At 73.7% G+C, this 22,721-nt stretch carries 9 protein-coding genes; 5 read left to right on the top strand and 4 right to left on the bottom strand.

Features of this window, described 5'->3' with window-relative positions:
• Positions 1-25: 25 nt before the first annotated feature.
• Positions 26-415, bottom strand: a complete 390-nt coding sequence (locus AB0H75_RS42370) for an NPCBM/NEW2 domain-containing protein (RefSeq protein ID WP_367806171.1) — start codon at positions 413-415, stop codon at positions 26-28.
• A gap of 160 nt (positions 416-575) precedes the next feature.
• On the opposite strand from AB0H75_RS42370, the gene AB0H75_RS42365 reads away from it, so the two are divergent.
• The gene (locus tag AB0H75_RS42365; protein WP_367806169.1) at positions 576-1,352 is read left to right on the top strand and encodes an LLM class flavin-dependent oxidoreductase; all 777 of its coding nucleotides are present in this window, start codon (positions 576-578) and stop codon (positions 1,350-1,352) included.
• 105 nt (positions 1,353-1,457) lie between these two features.
• On the opposite strand, the gene AB0H75_RS42360 is transcribed toward AB0H75_RS42365, so the two are convergent.
• Positions 1,458-1,814: an STAS domain-containing protein gene (locus tag AB0H75_RS42360; protein WP_367806167.1), complete on the bottom strand. Its 357-nt coding sequence runs from the start codon at positions 1,812-1,814 to the stop codon at positions 1,458-1,460.
• Positions 1,793-3,070 (bottom strand): PP2C family protein-serine/threonine phosphatase, encoded by a 1,278-nt coding sequence (locus tag AB0H75_RS42355; RefSeq protein WP_367806165.1) that lies wholly within the window; start codon positions 3,068-3,070, stop codon positions 1,793-1,795. The genes AB0H75_RS42360 and AB0H75_RS42355 overlap by 22 nt, the downstream gene beginning before the upstream one ends.
• A gap of 216 nt (positions 3,071-3,286) precedes the next feature.
• Here AB0H75_RS42355 and AB0H75_RS42350 point away from each other — a divergent pair, with 216 nt between their 5' ends.
• From AB0H75_RS42350 to cpt, 3 genes are read left to right on the top strand one after another with little or no spacing between them, the layout of a single operon-like run.
• Complete coding sequence (locus tag AB0H75_RS42350; protein WP_367806163.1) at positions 3,287-7,459, top strand: SpoIIE family protein phosphatase; 4,173 nt, start codon at positions 3,287-3,289, stop codon at positions 7,457-7,459.
• The gene (locus AB0H75_RS42345; RefSeq protein WP_367806161.1) at positions 7,456-7,764 is read left to right on the top strand and encodes an STAS domain-containing protein; all 309 of its coding nucleotides are present in this window, start codon (positions 7,456-7,458) and stop codon (positions 7,762-7,764) included. Before AB0H75_RS42350 ends, AB0H75_RS42345 begins: the two co-directional genes overlap by 4 nt.
• A 52-nt stretch (positions 7,765-7,816) precedes the next feature.
• Complete coding sequence (gene cpt / locus AB0H75_RS42340) at positions 7,817-8,350, top strand: chloramphenicol phosphotransferase CPT (RefSeq protein WP_367806159.1); 534 nt, start codon at positions 7,817-7,819, stop codon at positions 8,348-8,350.
• A gap of 37 nt (positions 8,351-8,387) precedes the next feature.
• On the opposite strand, the gene AB0H75_RS42335 is transcribed toward cpt, so the two are convergent.
• Positions 8,388-9,260, bottom strand: coding sequence for a hypothetical protein (locus AB0H75_RS42335; protein ID WP_367806157.1), 873 nt, complete (start codon positions 9,258-9,260; stop codon positions 8,388-8,390).
• A 418-nt stretch (positions 9,261-9,678) separates the two neighbouring features.
• Here AB0H75_RS42335 and AB0H75_RS42330 point away from each other — a divergent pair, with 418 nt between their 5' ends.
• Positions 9,679-22,716: a hemopexin repeat-containing protein gene (locus AB0H75_RS42330; RefSeq protein ID WP_367806155.1), complete on the top strand. Its 13,038-nt coding sequence runs from the start codon at positions 9,679-9,681 to the stop codon at positions 22,714-22,716.
• The last annotated feature ends 5 nt before the right edge of the window (positions 22,717-22,721 follow it).

Below are 22,721 nucleotides of genomic sequence, written 5' to 3'. Positions count from 1 at the left end.
ACCCCGGCGCGCGCGCCTGCGGCAGCTAGAGAAAAGCCGGCGTGATCCAGGCGACGCGGAGGTGATGCGTGTACGAGAGCTCCCCGTCGCTCTTGAGAAGGGCGATTTTCAGCCTGACGCGCGGCAGCCCGGAAACCGGGACATCAATAGTGCCCGGTTTCTGGTAGGTGACGGATTCCTTTTTCAGGACGCGCCCGTCCACGTCGAGGACGGAGAATTCGACGCGCGCCGATGTATTGGGCGATTGGCGATCGATGCCGATCCTCGCGGAAAACCTGGTGGCTCCGTCGGGAACGGTGTAGTCGAGGTACCCGGTCACGGCGCCGGGTCGTCGTGGCCAGTGTGCTCCAATGCTCACGCCGGCGCTGGCTTCACGCTCGGCGCTCTCCGCCGGCGGTGATGGCGGGGTCGTCATCTCGAATGATTCTTTCTCGTGCGCCGCGGACCCCTAGGAGGCGAGGATATCGCGGCCACGGTAATTACCGAGCACGACTGAACGACTCGGTTAATGGCAACACATAACTCAGATCGGACATCTCTTGATCTTTTGGGTCCCTGCTCAATAGCCTGGGCCCATGGTGCGCTTCGCCGTAGGGCTGCCGAACGTCGGCGAGTTCGGGGATCCCTCACTGCTGGTCGAGCTGGCCGTCGCGGCCGAGGAACGCGGCTGGGACGCGGTCTACCTGTGGGACCACCTGCTCTACCACGACCCCGCATGGCCCGTGGTCAACCCCACGGTCGTGCTGTCGGCGATCGCGGCGCGCACCAGCCGGATCCGGCTCGGCGTGCTGATGACGGCCCTGCCGCGGCGGCGCACCCAGATCGTGGCCAAGGAGACCGCGACGCTGGACCTGCTGTCCGGCGGGCGGCTGGTGTTCGGCGCGGGCCTCGGGTCGATCGACGCCGAGTACGCGGAGTTCGGCGAGGACCCCGACCTGCGGACGCGCGCCGCCAGGCTGGACGGCGCGCTGGAGGACCTGACGCGGCTGTGGAAGCAGCTGCCGCCGGCGCCGGTGCAGCAGCCGCGCATCCCGATCTGGTGCCCCGGGCGGTGGCCGACCAGGGCGGGCTTCCGGCGGGCGGCCCGCTGGGACGGGGCGATGCCCACCTTCCACGGTTACGGGCAGGACCGCCCGGTGCCCGTGGCGGAGTTCGCCCAGGTGGTCGAGTTCCTGGAAGCCGAGCGGGGCTCGCTCGACGGGTTCGACATCGCGCTGGAAGGGCGCGCCGCGGACGGCCTCGTCGAGGACTACGCGGCGGCGGGCATGACCTGGTGGGTGGAGGCGATGGGCTGGTGGCGCGGCGGGGCCGCGGACGCCCGCGCCACCATCGCCGCGGGACCGCCGCGCTGACCCGCGCGCCGGCGCCCGGGCGGGGTCACCGCGGGGCGGGTGCCCTGGCGGGTCACCCTGGGGCGGGTGCCCTGGCGGATCGCCCCGGGGCGGCGCCCGGGCGGGTCACCGCAGGGCGGCGATGGCCTTGTCGGTGGTCTCGTAGAACGACAGCAGCCGGTCCAGGCCCATGATCTTGAAGACGTGGGCGATGTCGGGGTCGAGCCCGGCCAGCGCCAGCCGGGCCCCGGCGTCCTGGGCGCGCTGGTGCGCGGTCACCAGGATGGAGATGCCGGTCGAGTCGCAGAACGGCAGGGCCGACAGGTCGATCACCAGCCCGTCGCCGGGGGCGAGCGTCAGCTCGTCCAGCGCCCCCTGCAGCAGGGGGGAGGTGTGATGGTCGAGATCGCCGGTCACGACCAGGACGTGGACGCGCGCCGAATGCGGCTGGTAGGTGACGGTCAGACCGTGGTCGTGCTGCACCTAGGCTCCTGAGATGGGACGGTCGTCGCTCGGACGGGGACGGACAGGGCGAGCACCGCGGTGTCGTCCGACACTCCCTCGCCGAGGGTCGCGATCAGTTTATGCACCGTGGCGAGCAGATCGTCGGCGCCGGTCGGGGCGGCGGCGGCCAGATAGGCGGCCAGGCCCTCCTCGTCCAGCCTGGCTCCGGTCCCGACGCGCGCCTCGGTCAGGCCGTCGGTGTAGAGGAGCAGCGAGTCGCCGGCTTCCAGGCGGGTGGTCACCTGCGCGAAGCGGGGGTTGCGCAGGATGCCGATGAGCTGCCCGCCCTCGGGGTGGACGGCCTCGACACCGCCCCCCGCGCGCACCACCAGGGCGGGCGGGTGCCCGCCGCCGGCCAGCGTGACGGCGAACCCTCCGGCGTCGGGCTCCAGGACGCCGAACAGGGCGGTGCAGTACGGCGGCGGCGCGGCGCGGCCGTCGTGCTCCTGCTGCAGGACCGCGTCCAGGTTGGCCAGCACCGCGCACGGGTCGGGGTCGTAGACGGCCGCCGCGCGCAGGGTGTAGCGGACGAGGGAGGTCAGGACGGCGGCGTCGGTGCCCTTGCCGCACACGTCCCCCAGGAAGAACCCCCAGCGGTTGCCGTCGAGGGGGAACAGGTCGTAGAAGTCGCCGCCGACCTCGTCCACGGAGACCGGGTGGTAGGCCGCGGCCGCGGACAGGCCCGGCACCTGCGGCAGCGCCGGCGGCAGGAGCGTGCGCTGGAGGGTGCGCGCCAGGCGCTCGGCGTCGGCGCGCAGCCCGCGCTCGACGGCGACGGTGTGCGCGGCCGCCAGCCGCAGCTCCAGCTCGCCGGTCACCAGGGCGGCCAGGTCCCGCAGGGCGTCGAGGTCGTCGGGGTCGGCCTGCCGGGGGCGGGTGTCCATGACGTTGACGCTGCCCACGCGGTGGCCGCCGGGCGTGACGATCGGGGCCGCCGCGTAGAAACGCACGCCGGGCTCGCCGGTGACGAGCGGGTCGGCGGCCACCCGCGGGTCGGCCGGGGCGTCGGGGATCACGCAGACCTCGCCCCGCGCGAGGGCCGTCGCGCACAGGCCGGCCGCGCGCCTGCCGTGGTGGGCCTCCACCGGCATGCCGTGCGCGGCCCAGCAGCGGATCTCCTCGTCGTCGGCGAACGTCACGCTGGCCATCGGCGCACGGAAGATCCGTGCGGCCAGCGTGGCCACCCGGTCCAGCACGTCCTGGCTGGGGGCGTCCGGGAGCCGGTGGCGGTGCACAGCCGCCAGGCGGCGCGCGTCGTCGGCGGTGCTGACCTCCGGCTCCTTCCCCCTCGTCGCCCGGGCACGCTCCGTACCTGAGCACAGCCCTCGGCGTGATTTGCCCTATTGTACGTACGCCAGGACTTCCCTCTGACCTGCCAGGTCAGAGCGGCCGGGACCGTCACGGACACCGGAGGGAAGGACTGTGCTCGGAAGCGGACGAAAGGGTCTCGGATGGCACGCGACGACGACGTGGAGCGTGGACCGGCCGTGGCGGCCGGGGCTGAGATCTTCACCGTGGACGACGAGGTGGGCCGCGACCTGGCCGCCGTCGACTGGCGGGCCACCCCGCTGGGGCCGCCCGGGGAGTGGCCGCAGAGCCTCCAGACCGCGGTGAGCATCCTGCTGTCCTCCCGCTTCTCGATGTGGATGGCGTGGGGCCCGGAGCTCACGTTCTTCTGCAACGCCGCCTACCGCCGCGACACCCTGGGCCGCAAGTACCCGTGGGCGCTGGGCCGGCCGGCCAGCGAGGTGTGGGCGGAGATCTGGGGCGACATCGGCCCGCGCATCGACGCCGTGCTGTCCACGGGCAAGGCGACCTGGGACGAGGCGCTGCTGCTGTTCCTGGAGCGGGCCGGCTATCCGGAGGAGACCTACCACACCTTCTCCTACAGCCCGCTGCGCGACGACAGCGGCTCGGTGGTCGGCATGCTCTGCGTGGTCAGCGAGGAGACCGAGCGGGTCATCGGCGAGCGGCGCATGGCCACCCTGCGCGACCTCGGCTCCGACCCCAGCGTGGTCCGCACCGAGCAGGAGATGCTGGCCTTCGCCTGCCGCCAGCTCGGCCAGAACCCGCAGGACCTGCCCTTCACCCTGACCTACCTGTTCGACGAGGACGGCAAGGGCGGCGCCCGGCTGGCCGAGACGACGGGGCTCGCCGCCGGCCACCCGGCCGCCCCCGCCACCCTCGCGCCCGGCGACCCGGACGCGGTGTGGCCGGTGGAGGCGCCGGCCCACGGCGAGTCCGTGCTCGTGGCGCTCGACGGCGCGCCGTTCGCCGCGCTGCCGTCCGGGAGCTGGACCGAGCCGCCCGAGCAGGCGCTGGTGGTGCCGCTGCTGCAACAGGGCGGCACGCCGTACGGGTTCCTGGTGGCCGCGCTCAACCGGTACCGGCCGCTGGACGACGGTTACCGCGGGTTCATCGAGCTGGCCGCGGGGCACGTCGCGACGGGCATCTCCTCGGCCCGCAGCTACCAGGCCCAGCAGCGGCGGGCCGAGGAGCTGGCCGAGCTGGACCGGGCCAAGACCGTCTTCTTCTCCAACATCAGCCACGAGTTCCGCACCCCGCTCACCCTGATCATGGGCCCGGTGCAGGAGCTGCGCAACACGCTGGCCGACGCCGGCCCGCAGGTGGGCCAGGACCTGGAGGTCGTCCACCGCAACGCGCTGCGCCTGGGCAAGCTCGTCAACACGCTGCTCGACTTCTCCCGCATCGAGGCCGGCCGCATGCAGGCCCGCTACGAGCCGGTGGACCTGGCGGCGGTGACCGCGGAGCTGGCCAGCGTCTTCCGCTCGGCGATCGACCGGGCCGGGCTGAGCTTCGAGGTGAGCTGCCCCCCGCTGGCCGAGCCGGTCCACATCGACCGGAGCATGTGGGAGAAGGTCGTCCTCAACCTGCTGAGCAACGCGCTGAAGTTCACCTTCGAGGGCTCGATCAGCGTCAGCGTGCGCGAGCAGGACGGGCACGCGGTGGTGTCCATCGCCGACACGGGCATCGGCATCCCGGCCGCGGAGCTGCCGCGGCTGTTCGAGCGGTTCCACCGCATCGAGAGCGCCCGCTCCCGCTCCAACGAGGGCAGCGGCATCGGGCTGGCCCTCGTCCAGGAGCTGGTCGGCCTGCACGGCGGCACGATCACCGCCGAGAGCACCGAGGGCGCCGGCACGACCTTCACCATCCGGCTGCCCTTCGGCTCCGCCCACCTGCCGGCCGACAGCCTGGTCCCGGCCGGCGCGACGGAGGCGGTCTCGGCCACCGCCGACCCGTTCGTCCAGGAGGCCCTGCGCTGGCTGCCCGAGGGCGACAGCGCCACGGGGGCGGCCGGCGACGTCTCCACCGGCGCCGGCCCCTCGGCGACGGGCGGCCCGCCGCCCCGGGTGCTGATCGCCGACGACAACAGCGACATGCGTGAATACCTCGTCCGGCTGCTCAAGGGCGCCGGATACCGGGTCACCGCCGTCAACGACGGGCTCGACGCCCTGGACGCCGTCCGCGCCGACGCGCCGGACCTCGTGGTCAGCGACGTGATGATGCCCCGCCTGGACGGCCTGGCCCTGGTGTCGGCGCTGCGGTCCGACCCGCGGACCGCCGGCGTGCCGGTGCTGCTGCTGTCGGCCCGCGCCGGCCAGGAGGCCGCCATCGAGGGCCTGGCGGCGGGCGCCGACGACTACCTGGTCAAGCCGTTCTCGGCGGCAGAGCTGCTGGCGCGGGCGCGGGCCAACGTGGAGCTGGCCCGCCTGCGCAACCACCACAACCGGTGGCGCAAGGCCATGATCGACTCGTTGCAGGAGGCGTTCTTCGTCACCGACGAGGGCGGCAGCGTCATCGAGATCAACTCGGCGTTCACCGACATCCTCGGCTACGGCCCCGAAGGGCTGCCCTACACCCCCATCCACCCCTGGTGGCCGGACGAGCACGCCGACCCGCAGGGCCACGCGATGGTCGCCGCCGCCTTCGGCCGGCTCGTCCACGAGGGCAGGGGCAGCTCCGTCATCCCCGTCACCCACCGCGACGGGCACCAGGTCTGGATAGCGGTCACCTTCAACGGGGTCACCGACCCCGACACCGGCCGCCGCCACGTCGTGGGCACCATGCGCGACGTCACCGCCGAGCACTACATGGTGCAGCGGGAGAGCGCGCTGGCCGCGCTCAGCATGCGCCTGTCGCGCGCCGACACCGTGGCCGACGCGCTGTCGGGCGCGCTGGAGGCGCTGCGGGAGGTCTGGAACGCCCGGCAGGTCCTGTCCGCGGTCTGGGCCGGCGACGCCCCGCCGGACCTGCTCTGCGCGCCGCCGGCCGACGGCACGCCGGACCTGCCCGAGCCGCTGCTGAAGAAGCTGGCGGTACTGCGGGAGCAGCCGCCGCTGCGCCCGGTCGCCCCCGACCTGGGCGGCGCGGGCGTCACCCTGGAGCACCCCGAGGGCCTGCTGGCCGTCTGGGTCGATCTCGGCCAGGACCGGCCCTTCACCGCCGAGGACCAGACCCTGCTGGCGCTGCTGGCCGGCCACCTCGGCCAGGGCCTGCACCGGGTCCACCAGCTCGACCAGCAGCGGGAGGCCGCGGTGGCCCTCCAGCGCGCCATCCTCGGCCCGTCCCAGCTGCCCTCGGGCTTCGCCGTCCGCTACGAGCCGGCCGGGCGGCCCCTGGAGGTGGGCGGCGACTGGTACGACATCGTGCCGCTGGCCGACGACCGCATCGGCATCGTGGTCGGCGACTGCGTGGGGCGGGGGCTGGAGGCGGCGGCCGTGATGGGGCAACTGCGCAGCGCCTGCCGGGCCCTGCTGCTGCAGGACGCGAGCCCCGCGCAGGTGTTCACCACGCTCGACCGGTTCGCCGCGTTCGTCCCAGGCGCCAAGTGCACCACCGTCTTCTGCGGCGTCCTGGACACCACCACGGGCGAGCTGGTCTACTCCAGCGCGGGCCACCCGCCCGGCATCCTCGCCCACGCCGACGGGACGACCCAGCTCCTGGAGGGCGGGCGGTCCGTGCCGCTGGCCGTGGCGACGAGCAAGCCGCGGCCCGAGGCGCGCTGCACCATGCCGGCCCGGTCCACCCTGCTGCTGTATACCGACGGACTGGTGGAACGCCGCCGGCGGCCGCTGACCGCGGGCATCGACCAGGCCAGCGCCGCCGTCCAGGCCGGCCGGGCGGCCCCGATCGACGACCTGGCGACCGACGTCATGGTCAGCCTCATGCCGGACGGCGGCTTCAACGACGACGTCGCCCTGCTGCTCTACCGCCAGCCCGCCCCGCTGGAGGTTGCCTTCCCCGCCGAGTCCAGCCAGCTCGCGCCCGTGCGCACCGCCCTGCGCGACTGGCTGAGCCGCTGCCAGCTCACCCCCTCGATGATCCAGAACGTGCTCGTCGCGGCCGGTGAGGCCTGCGCCAACGCGATCGAGCACGGGCACCGCAACGCCCCCGACCGGACGATCCACCTGAGGGCCATCGCCACCGGCAGCGACCTGCACCTGACGGTCGCCGACTCCGGCCGCTGGAAACCGCCCCAGCCGGAGGCCAACGCCCACCGCGGCCGCGGCGTCGCCCTCATGCGCGCCCTGATGAGCGAGGTCACCATCCACCCGGGCGACACCGGGACCACCGTCGACATGCATGCGAGGATCACCGGATGACCACCCCTCTGACCCTGTCCGTCTCGCAGCGTCCCGACGGCACCCCGGTCCTGGCCGTCACCGGCGAGATCGACATGAGCAACGCCGGCTCCCTGGACGACGCGCTGGTCAGGACGACCGGCGGGGCGCGGGTGCTGGTGGACCTGAGCGCGGTGGACTACCTCGACAGCGCCGGCCTGACCGTGCTGTTCTCCCACGCCTCGCGCATCAGCCTGGTCGCCAACCCGCTGCTCGAACCCGTCCTGACCATCTCGGGCCTGGCCGAGGTCACCACCGTCGAGGACGCCTCCCCGGACGGCGCCTGAGCCCAGGAGTCCGCGGGGTCGGGGCTCAGGGGCGGGCCTCTATCATGACGCGGTGACGACTCAGGTGATCGTTCTCAACGGTGGGTCCAGCTCGGGCAAGACGGGCATCGCCCGGTGCCTGCAGGCCGTCCTGCCCGAGCCGTGGCTCGCCTTCTCCATCGACGACCTGGTGGACGCGATGCCCGCCGCCCTGCACGGCTCGGACGCGGGGATCGACTTCGCCCCCGACGGGCGGGTGAGCGTCGGACCGGACTTCGACGCCCTGGACGCGGCGTGGACGGCGGGGATCGCCGCCATGGCGCGCGCGGGCGCCCGGATCGTCGTGGACGACGTGTTCCTCGGCGGGGCGGCGTCCCAGCGGCGCTGGCAGCGCGCCCTCGCCGGGCTGGAGGTGCTCTGGGTCGGCGTGCGGTGCGACGGCGCGGTCGCCGCGGCCCGCGAGGCCGCCCGGGGCGACCGGGTCGCCGGGATGGCCCGGTCGCAGGCGGAGGTGGTCCACCAGGGCGTGACCTACGACCTGGTGGTGGACAGCACGCACGCCGAGCCGATGGAGTGCGCGCGGGCCATCGCCGCCCACGCCGGGTGACCCGCCGTGCCGGGCCGGCGGGATGCTCCCGCGGACGTCAGCCGAGCTTCGGGGCGGGCGGTGTCTCGACGTCGGCGAAGTAGCGGTGGGTGGCGGACGGGTCCACGTTGTCCTGCCGCATCTGGGCCAGCACGAGGTCGTAGAACGCCCGCTGGTCGGTGACGTTCGGGTTGGCCCGCACGACCCGGGTGATCAGGTCGTCGCGCACCTGCGTGAAGCTGGCCTTGCCGGTCTCGTCGGCCCAGGCGATGCCCTGCGCGATCTCCTCGTAGAAGGGGGCCAGCCTGGCGTCCCTCCGGTTCGCCGGGACGGCCGCGTCGACGGCGCGGGCGATCGTGCTCCCCACCCTGTCGGTGTCCAGGTCGTCGAGGTCCGCGGAGTAGTAGATGACGGCCTTGTCGCCCTTCATCTGCACCGGGTCCGTCCTGGTCGTGGAGGGGTTGAAGCTGAGGAACACCTTGAACGAGGCCATGCGCGGGCCGATGTCCGGATCCTTGAACAATTCCAGCATGGCGTCGGCGAGCGGCAGCGCGTCACTCTGGGACCACAACCCGACGACGATGCGCCGGGACGCCTCCGGCGCCTGCCCCCGGGCGTGGTCGTAGTTCTGGAAATGGAAATAGTCCATCGCGTCGGGCTTGGTGAGCGCGTCCTTCAGCGTGCCCTCCTGGGGGGAGAACTTGTATTTCCCGTCCTTCATGCCCTGGAGGTATTTCACCATCGCCGTGGGCGGGGTCGGGGTGTTCAGGTAGCGGGTGTCGAAGGTGCTCATGTCCGCGTAATGCTCGGTCAGTTTCTGCGCGTAGTCGGCCTTTCTGGCGCCGCCCGCGGAGTCGTAGAACTTCGCGTACTCGGTGGTGATGTAGAGCATGTCGGCCACGAGTTTGTTCTCGAATATCGACTTCTTCATCTGGATGGCGTTCCGCTTGGGGGACGGCTTCCGGAAGGTCGCGGGGGTGCCGCCCTGCTGCCCGGGGTTCGTCGTCCCGCCGGACCCCGGTGTCTGCGGCGTGCCCGGGACAACAGGAGTGGCGGGGCCGGTCCCCGGCGGTCGCTTGCCTTTTCCGAACATCGCGGAGCCTTCCGTGTCGGTTGCGTGAGCCGGCCCCCCATGTTTCACCACACCCGCCCCGCTGAGAACTAACGTTTTGGACACAAGAACGCGCCGGGCCGCCGGTCCGAAAAAGGCGGGCCCATCCGGAGCCGCCGGCCATTGATCGAAATACCGCCGCGCCCTTTTTGGACAGCGGCCCGCCGGTCCGTATCAGCCACCCGTTCGCGAACTCAACATGGGGCAGCCCGGCAACCACCACGCGAGGGAGCCCCCCGTGTTCGCAGACAGATCCCTGCCCGACTACGAGCTGCTCTTCCAGGAGCACGGTTCGCCCGTCTGGCAGGAGGACGAGGCCAGGTCCGTGTACTCGCCGGGCGCGTACCTGACCGAGCTGCTGGACCTGCTGGACGAGCTGTTCCAGCAGGCGTCCCTGCTGGACACGGACCGCCGGCCGGACCTGGCGGAGATCCCGTTCGACGCCGAGCACACCTTCACCCCCACCTCGTACCTCGGCATCGTCAACAAGGTCCTGGAGCGGCTGGCCGGCCCCGACCCCTACGGGGAGCTGGAACGCGCCGAGCACCCCCTCACCCTGCCGTTCGCGCTGCACGAGACCCGCGTCGCCGCCTACCTGCGCCGGCTCGGCGTCACCCCCGAGGAGCTGTACCGGCTGTTCACGCCGGAGCCGGACCCGGACGTGCTGGCCCGGGTGTGCCTCGGCCTGACCGGGCAGGAGGCCCGCCTGATCACCACCCCGGCCGCCGACGGGCCCGGGTTCGCCGCGCGCTACGGGCTCGGCGACAAGGAGGGCCCGGCCGCGCTGGAGGACGTCGAGCGTTTCCTGGCCGCCACCGGCCTGACCGGGCCGGAGCTGCGCGACCTGGTGGACGCCGGCGAGGCGGACCTGTCCGAGGACGGCCGTGCCCTCGTGTGGGGCGCCCGGCGCGAGCACGTCCCCACCGCCTGGTTCGAGCTGGTCAACCGGGTCGTCCGGCTGGCCCGCAAGGCCGGGGTCGCGCCCGCCGACGTCGCCGGGATCGTCACCTCCTGCTGCGAAGGGCGCCTGGACCGCCCGGCGCTGCGCGTGATCGCTGTGGTCCTGCGCCTCCAGCACGACTACGGCCTGCCGGTCGCCGACGTGTGCGCCCTGGCCGCGCCCGCCGCCGCCGTCGCGTTCCCTCCCTTCACCGGCGACCTGCTGGCGCCGCAGAGCAGGGACGCGCTGCGCCTGCTGTCCCGCGCCATCGACGTCTCCGAGCGGGACATCACCGACACCGTGCTGCGCTACCGCGCCCGCTACGCCGAGCTGGAGCCGAGCCCCTTCGACCGCGGCGGGCCGCGCGAGCCGGTGGTCGCGCTGCTGCGCCGGGTCGGGCTGTACACGGCGGCCCTCGGCCTGTCCGCCGGCGAGCTGTTCGACCTGCTGGAGGTGCTGGAGAGCGATCCCTCGTTGTGGCGGCACACCGCGTACGCGGTGATGGTCAGGGCGGGTGTCCAGGACTGCTACCGCATCGTCGAGGGCGCGGCGCCCGCCGACGGCCTGTGGCTGGCCCAGACCCTGCACGCGGTGACGCGCTGGGCGGCCGGCGCCGGGCTCGCCGTCACCGACCTGAAGGACGTGCTGGGCGGCGAGGCGGCCGGCCACGGCGGGATGGCGCAGGTGCTCGACGGGCTGGGCCGGCGGTTCGCGCCGGTCGCGATGGCGCCCGGTCTGTTCGCCGGGCAGCGGTTCGGCCCGCGCGCCTCCCGGGTGATCCACGACGTGCTGACGGGGCACGGGCACGGGGACGGGGCTGAGAACGGGAACGGCTGCGAGGGCGGGAACGGGCCCGGCGACGGCGTCGTGTCGGCCCGCGACGGCCGGCTGCTCCGCCTCGACGCCGACCGCGTGGCCGCGGCCGCCTACGACGCGGTGACCGCGCTGGCCACGCCGGTCAAGGACGACTTCCTCGGCATCGGCCTCGGCGAGCGCCCGGCCGGGAAGATCTTCGCCAACCTCGTCCTCGCCGGTCACCTGGAGCCCGGCGGAGCCCTGGTCACCCCGCTGCCCGGGAGCCTGCGCCCCGCCACGCGCCACGACGCCCTGGCCGGCCCGCTGTTCAGCCTGATCGGCACCCTGCTCGACGGCTCCACCGCCGTCTACCCGTCCGACCTGGCCGCCGTGGGCGGCGACCTGACCGAGGCGGAGCTGGCCGAGCTGTACGACAACCTCGTCTACCACGGTTACCTGGAGCCCGGCGGCGAGGTCCGCGACCCCGCCTTCTTCGCCGACGAGACCAACCTGGCGTTCTTCACCGTGGACGCCGACTTCGGCGACGTCGCCCCGCGCGTGCTGGCGGTGCTGGCCGAGCGGGTCGAGCGCTTCCGCGCGGCCCGCCCCGAGCTGGACCGGGGCATCTTCGCCGGCCTGCGGCCGGACCCGGACGAGCTGGTGGACAGCCTGCGCTTCAACGGCTACGTGGACGCCGACGGCCGCTACACCGACGTGGCGGCGCTGGCCGGGCAGCCGCTCGCCGGGTTCGGCCTGGCCCTGGAGTTCCACCCGTACCGCAAGGCCGTGCTGGAGGCGATGCAGGAGCAGATCGCCGCGTTCCGGGCCGAGCTGTACACGTTCGCGCCCGCGGACTTCGTGCCGCTGGCCGACGACGTCATGGCCGGGCTGGCGGCCGAGGCGGTCGCCGAGGCCGGGCCGGGCGGGGAGCCGGTGCTGCCCGCCGTGTTCTCGCCGGAGGAGGCCGGCGCGGTGACCGCCCGGCTGGCGGAGATCGCCGAGGACGGCCGGCCGTACCGGATCGACCGCCGGGCGCTGGCCGAGCTGGGCTTCACCGAGGACGAGCTCCCGCTGCTGGTCGGCCGGTTGGTCACGGCCGGCCACCTCGACGGGCGCCTGGCCGTGCCGCGTGAGCTGCTCGGCTACTTCCGCACCGTCACCAACGCGCTGGAGTTCACCCTGCCCGCGCTGGAGGACTACGAGCGGGACCTGTTCTTCCTGCTGCACGCCGTCGCCGCGGAGACCGCGACCGCGATCTCCGAGATCGCCGCGACGCTGGAGCAGCGGGCGCGGGCGCAGCGGCAGACCCTCTACGACGCGCTCGCCGACGCCTTCGGCGTGCCCGCCGCCACCGCCGAGGCCGTCTGCGCCGCCGTGACGGGCAGCGCGCAGGAGACCCTGGACGCGCTGGTGGCACCGGCCCTGGCGGGAGCCCGCGAGGACGCCGACCCGCGGCTGCGCCAGACCTACCGCAGGATCCGCTCGTTCGCCCTGCTGGCCGCCCGGCTCGGCCTGGACGCCACCGAGGTCACCGCCGTCTTCCACGACCAGGACCTGACCGGCAAGTACCCGGAGCCGCTGGCCCTGCCGCCCGGCGTGGACCGCTTCGACGCCCTGCTGGAGAGCGCGGACGGCTCCATCTACGCCTTCACGGGCCGCCGCTACCTGGTCTACTCGGCCGCCACGCAGGCGCTGGAAAGCCCCCGCGCGCGGCCGCTCGCCGAGCTGTCGCCCCGCCTCGCCGGCCTCGACGGCGTGGACGCGGCGTTCGCGCTGCCGGACGGCGCCGAGTGGATCGTCGGCCGCACCGCCGCCGGCGCCTCCAAGGTGTTCGCCAGGGAGCCGGGCGGCACCCGCTGGGCCGAGCGCGAGCAGGTCTGGGGCAGGGTGCGCAACACCTTCGACGACCCCAAGCGCATCGACGCCGCCTTCGTGGACGAGGACGGCCGCACCTACCTGTTCTGCGGCGACCAGTACGTCCGCTACTCCTCCAGCCGGTACGCGGCCGTGGACGAGGGCTACCCGCGCGGCATCCACGAGTGGTGGGAGCGCGAGGGCCACGGCACCCCGCTGCCGGCCCCGTTCCGCAGGTCGCTGGACGCGGTCTTCCAGGACACCGACGGCCGGGTCCACCTGTTCGCCGGCCACGGCTACCTGACCGCGGGCAAGGACCCGCAGCCGGTCGAGGAGAAGTGGGGCCGGGTACGCAACGCCTTCGAGCGCGCCCCGCGCCTGGACGCCGCGTACGTGGACGCCGAGGGCCGCGTGTGCCTGCTCGCCCGCGACCAGCTCGTCCGCTACACCGACAGCGTCGAGAACGACGGCGTGTGCGTGGACGACGGTTACCCGCGCCTGCTGTCGGCGCTGTTCCCGCCCGGCTTCACCAGCGACGTGGACGCCGCCTTCGTGGACCGCTCCGGCGTCCTGCACGTCTTCAAGGACGGCAGGACGGTGGCGGGCTCCGGCGCGCCGGAGCCGACGGCCGAGCGGTGGGGCGCGCTGGCCCCGGCGCTGCCGGGCGGGCGCGTGGACGCGGCGTTCACCGGCCTGGACGGCAACACGTACCTGTTCAGCGGCGAGACCTACCTGCGTTACTCCGGCGCGGACTACTCGGTGGTGGACCTCGGCTACCCGCGGGTCATCGCCGGCGACTGGGGCGGGCTGCGGCGGGTGGCCGCCTCGTTCGTCATGGACGGCAGGACGTACCTGTTCGGGACCGGCGGGCTGCTGTTCGAGCTGCCCCTGGACCAGGTGCCCGAGCTGGAGGCCGGCCGGCTGTCGCCGGCGCTGCGCCGCCGCTTCCAGGAGCACGGCCTGTCCCTCGCCGAGGACGCGGCCCCGGCCGCCGCCGCGTCCGGGGGCTGGACGGTCCCGACGGAGCAGGGCGTCACGGTCCGGCTCGCGCCCGATCCGGCGAGCGTCAAGGTCCACTCCGACGACAGCGCCTTCCACGTGCGCTACTCCGGCCGTGACTACACCGTGCCCGACGCCGGCTTCCCCCGCCCGCTGCCGGACGACTGGTGGAACCTGCCCGGCGGGCCCGCCAGGGTGGACGCCGTGCTGACCGGCCGCGACGGCCGCACCTACCTGTTCCTCGGCGGCCAGTACGTCGTCTTCGACCAGAGGAACCGCTGGTGGTCGGAGCCGCGCCCGCTGGCCGAGCAGTGGGACAGCCTGCCGTTCACCACGGTGGACGCCGCGTTCGTCGGCAAGGACGGCAGGACGTACGTCTTCAGCGGCGACCAGTACGTCCGGTACTCCGGCGCCGACTACAGCCGCGTGGACGACCGCTTCCCGGCCGACGTGCCGGCCTACTGGGGCAACGTGGTCAGCAACGTGGCGCGGACCGGCCGGGTGGACGCCGTGCTCGTCATGGACGTGACCGAGACCGTCAACGGCGCCGAGACGACCCGCGCCTGCACCTACGTCTTCTCCGGCGACCAGTTCCTGCGCTTCGAGGGCACCGCCCCGGGCACGCCGCAGCCCGGCTACCCGCGCGCCCTGGCCGACCTGGCCGAGGAGCCGCGCTTCGGCGCGCTGCCGGTCACGCTCGACGGCGTGGACGCGGCCTACGCCGACCGGCGCAACGTCTACCTGTTCCGCGGCGGCGACTGCTACGTGGTCTCCGACACGCTCTACCGCAGGTACGACCACCTCGACCTGCCCGGCCTGGGCTGCGCGTTCCTGGAGGACGGCTCCCTGATGGTCGAGCGGCGGGGCGGCTGGCACCGGCACTCGGCCGTCGAGGCCACCGAGGCGACCTCCGCCCCGGCCCGGCCGCGCACGCTGCACGCGGCCCCCGCCACCTGGCGGGACGGGCTCGACGCGGTCCTGGAGGGGGCCGACGGCAACACGTACCTGTTCAAGGGCCCGATGTGCCTGAGCACCAGGCTCAACCGCGAGTACCCGCTGGCCGCCGAGTGGGGCCTGCCGCGCAACACCGTCCAGCAGGACAACACCGTGGACGCGGCCTTCACCGGCAGGGACGGCCGCACGTACCTGTTCAGCGGCGACCAGTTCGTCGTCTACTCCCCCGGCGACCAGGACACGATCGAGGGCGACCCGCTGCCCGTCGCGGAGCACTGGGGCGGCCTGAGCGGCGTGGCCCTGGCGTACGTGCGGGGCGAGGAGACCTACCTGTTCGAGCGCCCCTCGGCCGACGGGACGGTGCGCTACCTGCTGCACACCGGCGACGACTACCGGCTGCCCGGAACCCTCATGGTCACGGACGCGAGCTTCTGGGACGTCCCGGCCGGCTACCGGCCCGCGGGCGCGCTGCTGCCGGACGCGGTGCTCGCCGAGGGCGAGAACCTGTTCCTGCTGGACGGCGAGCGGTGCGTGCGCCTGGACGAGACCACCGGGGAGTGGTCCTACCCGCGGCCCGCCGCCCGGATCTGGGCCGGCCTGACCGTGGAGCCCGGCGACCGGCTCAGGACCGCCTTCACCGCGGCCGACGGCTCGGTCTGCTTCTTCTTCCAGCACCGCTGGACCCGCTACGCCGGCGGCTCCTGCTCCCCCCTCACCATGATCAGGGACACGTGGGGCCGGTCGCGCAACCCGTTCGTGGCCGGCGACGGCACCGCCCAGGTGGACGCGGCGTTCGTGGACACGGCGTCCACGAACGCCGGGGAGCGCACGTTCCTGTTCTCCGGCGACCGGTACGTCCGCTACACCGGCTCCGAGTACCGCTACATCGACCCCGGCTACCCGAAGAAGATCGTCGGCAACCTGCGGCGCGAGGAGGCGTTCGCCAACCTGCCGGAGGCGTTCGACGACGCCGTGGCCGACCGGATCGCCGGCGGCGCGCGCAAGGTGATCGACGCGGTGGTCGGCAACCGGCGCACCGCGTACGTGTTCACCGGCGGGGCCGTGCACGCCGTCTCCCGGGCCAGGGCCGCCGCCTCCGACCTCGACGGGTGCGGCCGGGTCCGCAACGAGCTGGCCGCGCGGCGCAGGGTGGACGCGACGCTGGTCAGGGGCGAGCACACGTACCTGTTCGCCGCCGACCAGTACGTCCGCTACACCGGCACCGCCTACGACTACGTCGACGACGGCTACCCGCGCGCCATCGGCGACGGGACGGGCGACCCGGACGGCGGCCTCGCGGGCGAGCTGGGCCTGCCGCCGCTGCCGCCCGCGTTCGCAGCCGGGCTCGACGCCGCCTTCCACGGCCCCGGCGACCACACGTACCTGTTCAAGGGCGAGCAGAGCCTGCGGGAGGGCACGCTCGCGCCGATCGCCGGCACCTGGGGCACGGTGGACAACGCCTTCGACGCGACGCCGCAGGCCATCGACGCCGCCTTCGTCGCGCCCACCGGCGACCTGTACGCCTTCCGCACCGGCCAGTACGTCCGCTACCTGCCGGGCCGGCTGGAGGAGGTGGCCGAGGGCTACCCGCGCACGGTCCAGGACGACTGGGGCGACCTGCCCGGCACCTTCGAGGAGGGGCCGGACGCCGCGTTCGTGCTGCGCGGGCGCACCTACCTGGTCAAGGGCGACGCCTACGTGCGCTACTCCGACCCCTCCTGCGGGACGCCGGACCGCACGTTCCCGCAGCCGTTCCGCAACCGCTGGTCGGAGTCGGCCGACTACCGGCTGAGCGACGTGCACACCATCGTCAGGTTCACCGACCTGGCCCGCTCGCGCCGCGACGGGCTGGCCGCCTTCCTCACCGGCCCGGTCGAGGACCCGTACCTGCGGCTGGCGGAGCTGTTCGGCTGGGACCCCGGCGAGGTGGCCTGGGCCAGGCGCAACGCGCACCTGCTGACCATCAGGACCGCCGAGGAGGACCGCTTCGAGATCGAGTTCCTGCTGCGGCTGGCCGAGGCGTTCGCCGTGACCCGCCGGATGGGCTCCACGCCGTCCGCGGTGCACGCCGAGATCGTCTCCCGCCCCGCGGCGCAGGCGGCCGACCACCTCCACGCGCTGCTGGAGCGCCCGCGTACCGAGGAGGAGTGGGCGGCGCTGTCGGAGCGCGTGGACGGCGAGCTGGAGGTGCTCAAGCGGGACGCGCTCGTCGCCCTCTGCCTCAGGCGGGCCGGCGCGCTCACCTCGCGGGACCTGTACGAGCGCTTCCTCATCGACGTGGACATGGGCGCCGAGGGCCGCACCTCGCCCGTCCGCGAGGCCATCGCCGCCACGCAGCTCTACCTGCACCGCTACCTGCTCGACCTGGAGGACGTGCGCGTCCGGGCGGGCGAGGACCCGGCCGGGGTGCGCGAGCGGGTGAGGGCCCGCTGGGCCTGGCTGCGGAACTACCGCCTGTGGGAGGCCAACAGGAAGGTCTTCCTCTACCCGGAGAACTACGTGCGCCCCGAGCTGCGCCAGGACAAGACCCCGGCGTTCGAGGCGCTGGAGGACGACCTGCTGCGGAACGAGATCACCGAGGAGGGCGCGCTGCGGGCGTACAAGCGTTACCTCGACGAGTACACCGAGGTCTCCCGCCTGGCCGTCGCGGGCGGCTACGTGTACGTCCCGGACCCCGGCGAGCCGGACCTGCGGCGGCTGGTGCTGTTCGGCCGCACCCGCACCGAGCCGAGGCGCCACTACTACCGGCAGGCGGAGTTCCGCGACGGCGAGCGGCTGTCCACCACCTGGCGGCCGTGGCGCGAGGTCGGCGTGCAGATCGAGGCCGACCGGGTCTACCCGGTGCACGCCTTCGCCCGCGTCTTCGCCTTCTGGGCCGTCGCCGAGTCCGTCGCGCCCGAGGACCCGGCGCACGCCCCCGCCGGCACCAACCCCGAGCCGGTCTACCAGGTCAAGATCTCCTTCTCCTTCCTCAACCTGAACCAGGACTGGGTGCCGGCCCAGCAGCTCCCCGCGGGCGACCGGCACAACCAGCCGATCTCGAACGTCAGCCTCTACGTGCAGGCGGCCGCCTCGGTCCCCGGCGGCGGCGACCACGACTCGATCGTCGTCACCTGCTCCTACCGCTCCGGCGGCGCCGACCACCGCTACGCGTTCGTGCTCACCCCCGAGCTGTACGCCGTCCGCCTGGCCGAGCCGCCCGTGCCGCCCGACCCCTCCTACGTGACCCGCATCTTCGACGAGCCGGTCGCCGAGGCGGGCGTGGTGCCCTTCAACATGCCGGCCGAGACCCAGGACGCCCCCTGGATGAGCGTGGACCACAAGGGCGGCAGCTTCCTGTGCCGGCCGATCGTCCCGGCGGTCGACGAGAACGGCCTCATGACGCTGCGCGGCAACCGGGACCGGCTGCCCACCACGTGGAGCCGGATCGACGCGGCCGTCACGCTGCCCGGCGGCGCGCGGTACTTCTTCGACAACACCGAGCACCGCTTCATCAGCACCCCGGCGGGCGCGGAGAGCACCGGCCAGCGCGGCCGGCGCATCAGCGACCACTGGGGCCTGGTGTCCCACCCGATGTACGACCGGGAGCGGGTGGACGCCGCCCTGGCCCGCCCCGGGGAGAACCTGCTCTTCTGCGACGGCAGCTACTACGTCCACACCGGCGACCCGTTCGGGCCCGCGCCCCGCCCGAAGCCGCTGGCCGGCAACGCCGACACCCTGCCCTCGGCATGGGAGCGCGTGGACGCCGCCTTCACCGGCCCCGACGGCAGGGAGTACTTCTTCTCCCACCAGAAGGACGGGACGCAGTACGTCCGCGGGCCGTCCTTCGGCTCGCCGCGGCCGATCCGCGAGCGGTGGTCGCTGCCGGACGACGTGCGCACCGTGGACACGGCCTTCACCCTGAACGGCCACCTGTACATGATCTTCGGCGAGCGGTACACGCGCTTCACCGGCGACCACGACGGCAGGTCCCCCCAGCGCCCCGACGGGGAGTACCCGAGGAAGCTGTCGGAGAACCAGGAGGGCCTGCCCACCTCGGGCACCGTCCGGGCCTGCCTGCCCTACGGCGACGGCGCCTACTTCTTCACCGCCGCGAAGACCTACACCTACCTCGGCGGCGCGGAGCGGGCCGGCGGCGACATCAAGGACCTGGCCAGGATCGGCACCGCCATCACCGCCGACGGGGCCGTGGACGCGGCCTGGGCGGTGCCCGGCGCCGACGGCACGCACCTGCTCTACCTCACCCGGGGCGAGGAGCTGGTCCGCTACACCGTGACGAGCGGCTGGACCGGGCCCGGCACCATCGACGAGGGCTACCCCAAGCCGCTCCCGGCGCCGGTCAAGGCCGTCTTCGCGCGCGGCGGGACGCGCCACGTGTTCGGCGAGGGCACCTACGCCACGCTGCCGTCCGCGACGGCGGAGCCGGACCTGTCGCTGGCCCTCACCCCCATCGCCGGCGACTGGGGCGGCCTGCCCGCCGGCTTCGGCACGTCGTTCACGGGCGCGATGGACGACGGCGGGCGGTTGTTCCTGTTCCTCACGGTCGGCGGCGGCACCGGCGGGGCCAAGCCGGAGGGCTGGTACACCGCCTCGGCCGAGCGGCCCTACGCCTACGCCACGCTGCTCCACCAGATCGTCCGCCTGACCTCCAGCACCGCGTACAAGCTCAACCGCGAGCTGCTGACCGCCGGAGTCGCGGGCCTGCTCGCGCCGGAGACGCAGGAGACCGACGAGCTGCCCCGCTTCAGCGGCGAGGAGTCCGGCCCGACCACCATCAAGGTCACCGCGCAGGTGCCGGAACGGTCCCGCCCCACCAGCTCCCACCTGGACTTCCAGAGCGCCAACGGCCTCTACAACTGGGAGATCTTCTTCCACGCGCCCATGCTCATCGCCGGGGCGCTCAACCAGGCCCAGCGCTTCGACGAGGCCCGCCGCTGGCACGAGTACGTCTTCGACCCCACCCAGCCGGTCAGGTACTGGCGTTTCCTGCCGTTCCTGGCCGGTGACCTGAGCGCCCTGACCGAGAGCTGCCGGACCGACCTGCGCCGGCTCGAAGCGGCCGGCGTGGACGTCACGGCGGTGCGCGCCGCGCTCGACGAGAAGCTGGCCGGGCTCGACCGGCTGGCGCCCGCCTTCCTGCACGCCCGCGAGCTGGACGACGGCGACGAGGACTTCCTGGCCGACCTGGAGGGCGGCGGGCTCGCCGGCGCCCTCCAGGCGCTCGCCGGGCTGCCCGCCCTCGCCGACGGCCTGCGCGAGCGGGTCGCGATGATGGCCGGGCTGCGCCGCCAGTACGAGCTGATGAGCGACCGGGACGCGCTGCTCAGGGCGTACCAGGAGGATCCGTTCCACCCGCACGCGATCGCCGCGCTGCGCCCGGCCGCCTACCGCCGCGCGGTCGTCATGGCCTATGTCGACAACCTGCTCGACTGGGGTGACCTGCTCTTCCGCCAGTACACGGCCGAGAGCGTGGACGAGGCCAGGATGTTGTACGTCTTCGCCCACGACCTGCTCGGCGAGCGGCCCGAGCCGCTCGGCCCGCGCGCGCTGCCGGCCGCGCTGAGCTACCGCGAGCTGACCGCCGGCGGCGAGGGCGCGCAGGCCGAGCTGACCGCCGGCGGCGCGCTGCTGCGGGGCGGCGGCCAGGTCCACTCCGGCGTGGAGAGCACCTACTTCCACGTGCCCGCCAACGGCGTGTTCCTCGACTACTGGACGCGGGTGGAGGACCGGCTGCGCAAGATCAGGCAGTCGCTCGACATCATGGGCGTCGCCCGGCCGCTGCCGCTGTTCGAGCCGCCGCTCGACGTCGACGCGCTGGTCGCCGACGTCGCCGGCGGCGCCTCGCTCGACCGCGTGGCCGCCACCGGGCCGGCCGTCACGCCCCAGCACCGCTTCTCCTTCCTGTTCCGGCGCGCGCAGGAGCTGGCCGACCGGCTGCGGCAGCTCGGCAACGACCTGCTGGGCGTCCTGGAGCGGCACGACTCCGAGGAGCTGGCCCTGCTGCAGAACCGGCAGGAGGGCGTCATCCTCGGGCTGACCAGGGCCATCAGGGAGGCGGAGGTCACGATCGCGGCCGAGCAGCTGGCCGAGCTGCAGGCCGGCCGCGAGGGCGCCGCCGAGCGGGCCGAGCACTTCCAGCGGCTCATCGACCAGGGCGTGACGCCGCTCCAGGCGGCCCAGCTGGAGGCGATGGAGCGGGGCGCCGACGCGCAGTTCATCGGCGCCGCGCTCAAGATCGGCTCCGGGATCGCGCTGGCCCTGCCGCAGGTCACCGTGGGCCCGTTCATCATCGGCACCGAGCACGGCGGCATCGAGGTGAGCGAGGCCCTCGACCGGGGCGCCGAGGTCGCCTCGCTCGGCGGCGAGGGCTACAGCCTGCTCGGCGAGCTGCTGGGCGTGCGCGCCGAGCAGGAGCGCATGGAGGAGGACTGGCGGTTCCAGCTCGCCACCGCCCGCAACGACATGGCCGTGCTCGACCACCAGGTGAAGACCGGCGAGATCCAGCTGGCCAACGCCCGGCGCGAGCTGGCCCTCGCCGACCGGCAGATCGCGCACCTGGACGCGGTCACGACCTTCATGAAGGAGAAGTTCACCGGCTCCGAGCTGTACGGCTGGATGGCCGGGCGGATCTCCGGCCTGTACTACCAGAGCTACACCCTCGCCTACGAGCTGGCCAGGTCGGCGCAGCGCGCCTACCACTACGAGAAGGGGGCCGCCGAGGAGATCATCCGGCCGGCGTACTGGGAGAGCCGCCGCAACGGCCTGCTGGCCGGCGACGCCCTCGCCCTGGACCTCGACCGGCTGGGCCGGGCCTACCTCGACCGCGATGGCCGCGGCCTGGAGATCATCAAGCGGGTGTCGCTGCTGCGGCTCGACCCGCTGGCCCTGCTGACCTTCCTCGACGAGGGCCGCTGCGAGTTCGCGCTCACCGAGGCGCTGTTCGACCGCGACTTCCCCGGGCACTACCGGCGGCGGATCAAGACGGTGTCGGTGACGTTCGAGGGCGAGCAGGGCCCGGTGGGGATGAACGCCACGCTCACCCAGCTCGACGGCAAGACCGTGCTCGCCCCTGACGTGCGCGCGGTCAAGCACCTGCTCGACCCGAAGGGCTCGCCGCCCGACACCCTGCGCGGCGAGTGGCGGCCCGGCCAGCAGATCGCGCTGTCCGACCTGGAGCAGTACAAGGACAACAACGGCCTGTTCGAGCTGCGCTTCGACGACGACCGGTACCTGCCGTTCGAGGGCACCGGCGCGGTCTCCCGGTGGCGGCTGGAGCTGCCGGGGCGGCGGACGGAGGGGCTGACCGACGTCACGATCGTGGTGAAGTACACCGCCGAGCAGGGCGGGGAGGTCTTCGCCAACGCGGTGCGGGGGCTGCTCAAGCCGTATCAGACCGCCCGGTACTTCGACGTGGCCGCGGCCTTCCCCAAGGAGTGGGAGCTGTTCACGGGCGGCGCGGACGACGTCCTGCGGCTGCCGTTCGCGCCGGAGCAGTTCCCCGGCATGCGCAGCCGGCAGATCAGCGCGGTGCACGCGACGTACGCGCTGGCCGACGGCGGCGCCGCGCGCTTCCTGCTCGGCGGCGACCGGCGGCTGGCCCTCGACCAGGGCACGACCCTGCGGACGCCGGGGCTCACCGTCGGCGGGCGGGAGTGGGAGCTGGTCCTGGACGGCGACCGGCGGGCCCTGCTCGGCCTGGGCCTGGTGCTGGTCTACCGGGCCGAAACCGGATAACGGCG

Origin of the sequence: Nonomuraea sp. NPDC050783 (assembly GCF_040802095.1) — a bacterium.
Classification (GTDB): Bacteria; Actinomycetota; Actinomycetes; order Streptosporangiales; family Streptosporangiaceae; genus Nonomuraea.
This window is presented reverse-complemented; position numbering and strand designations above follow the sequence as displayed.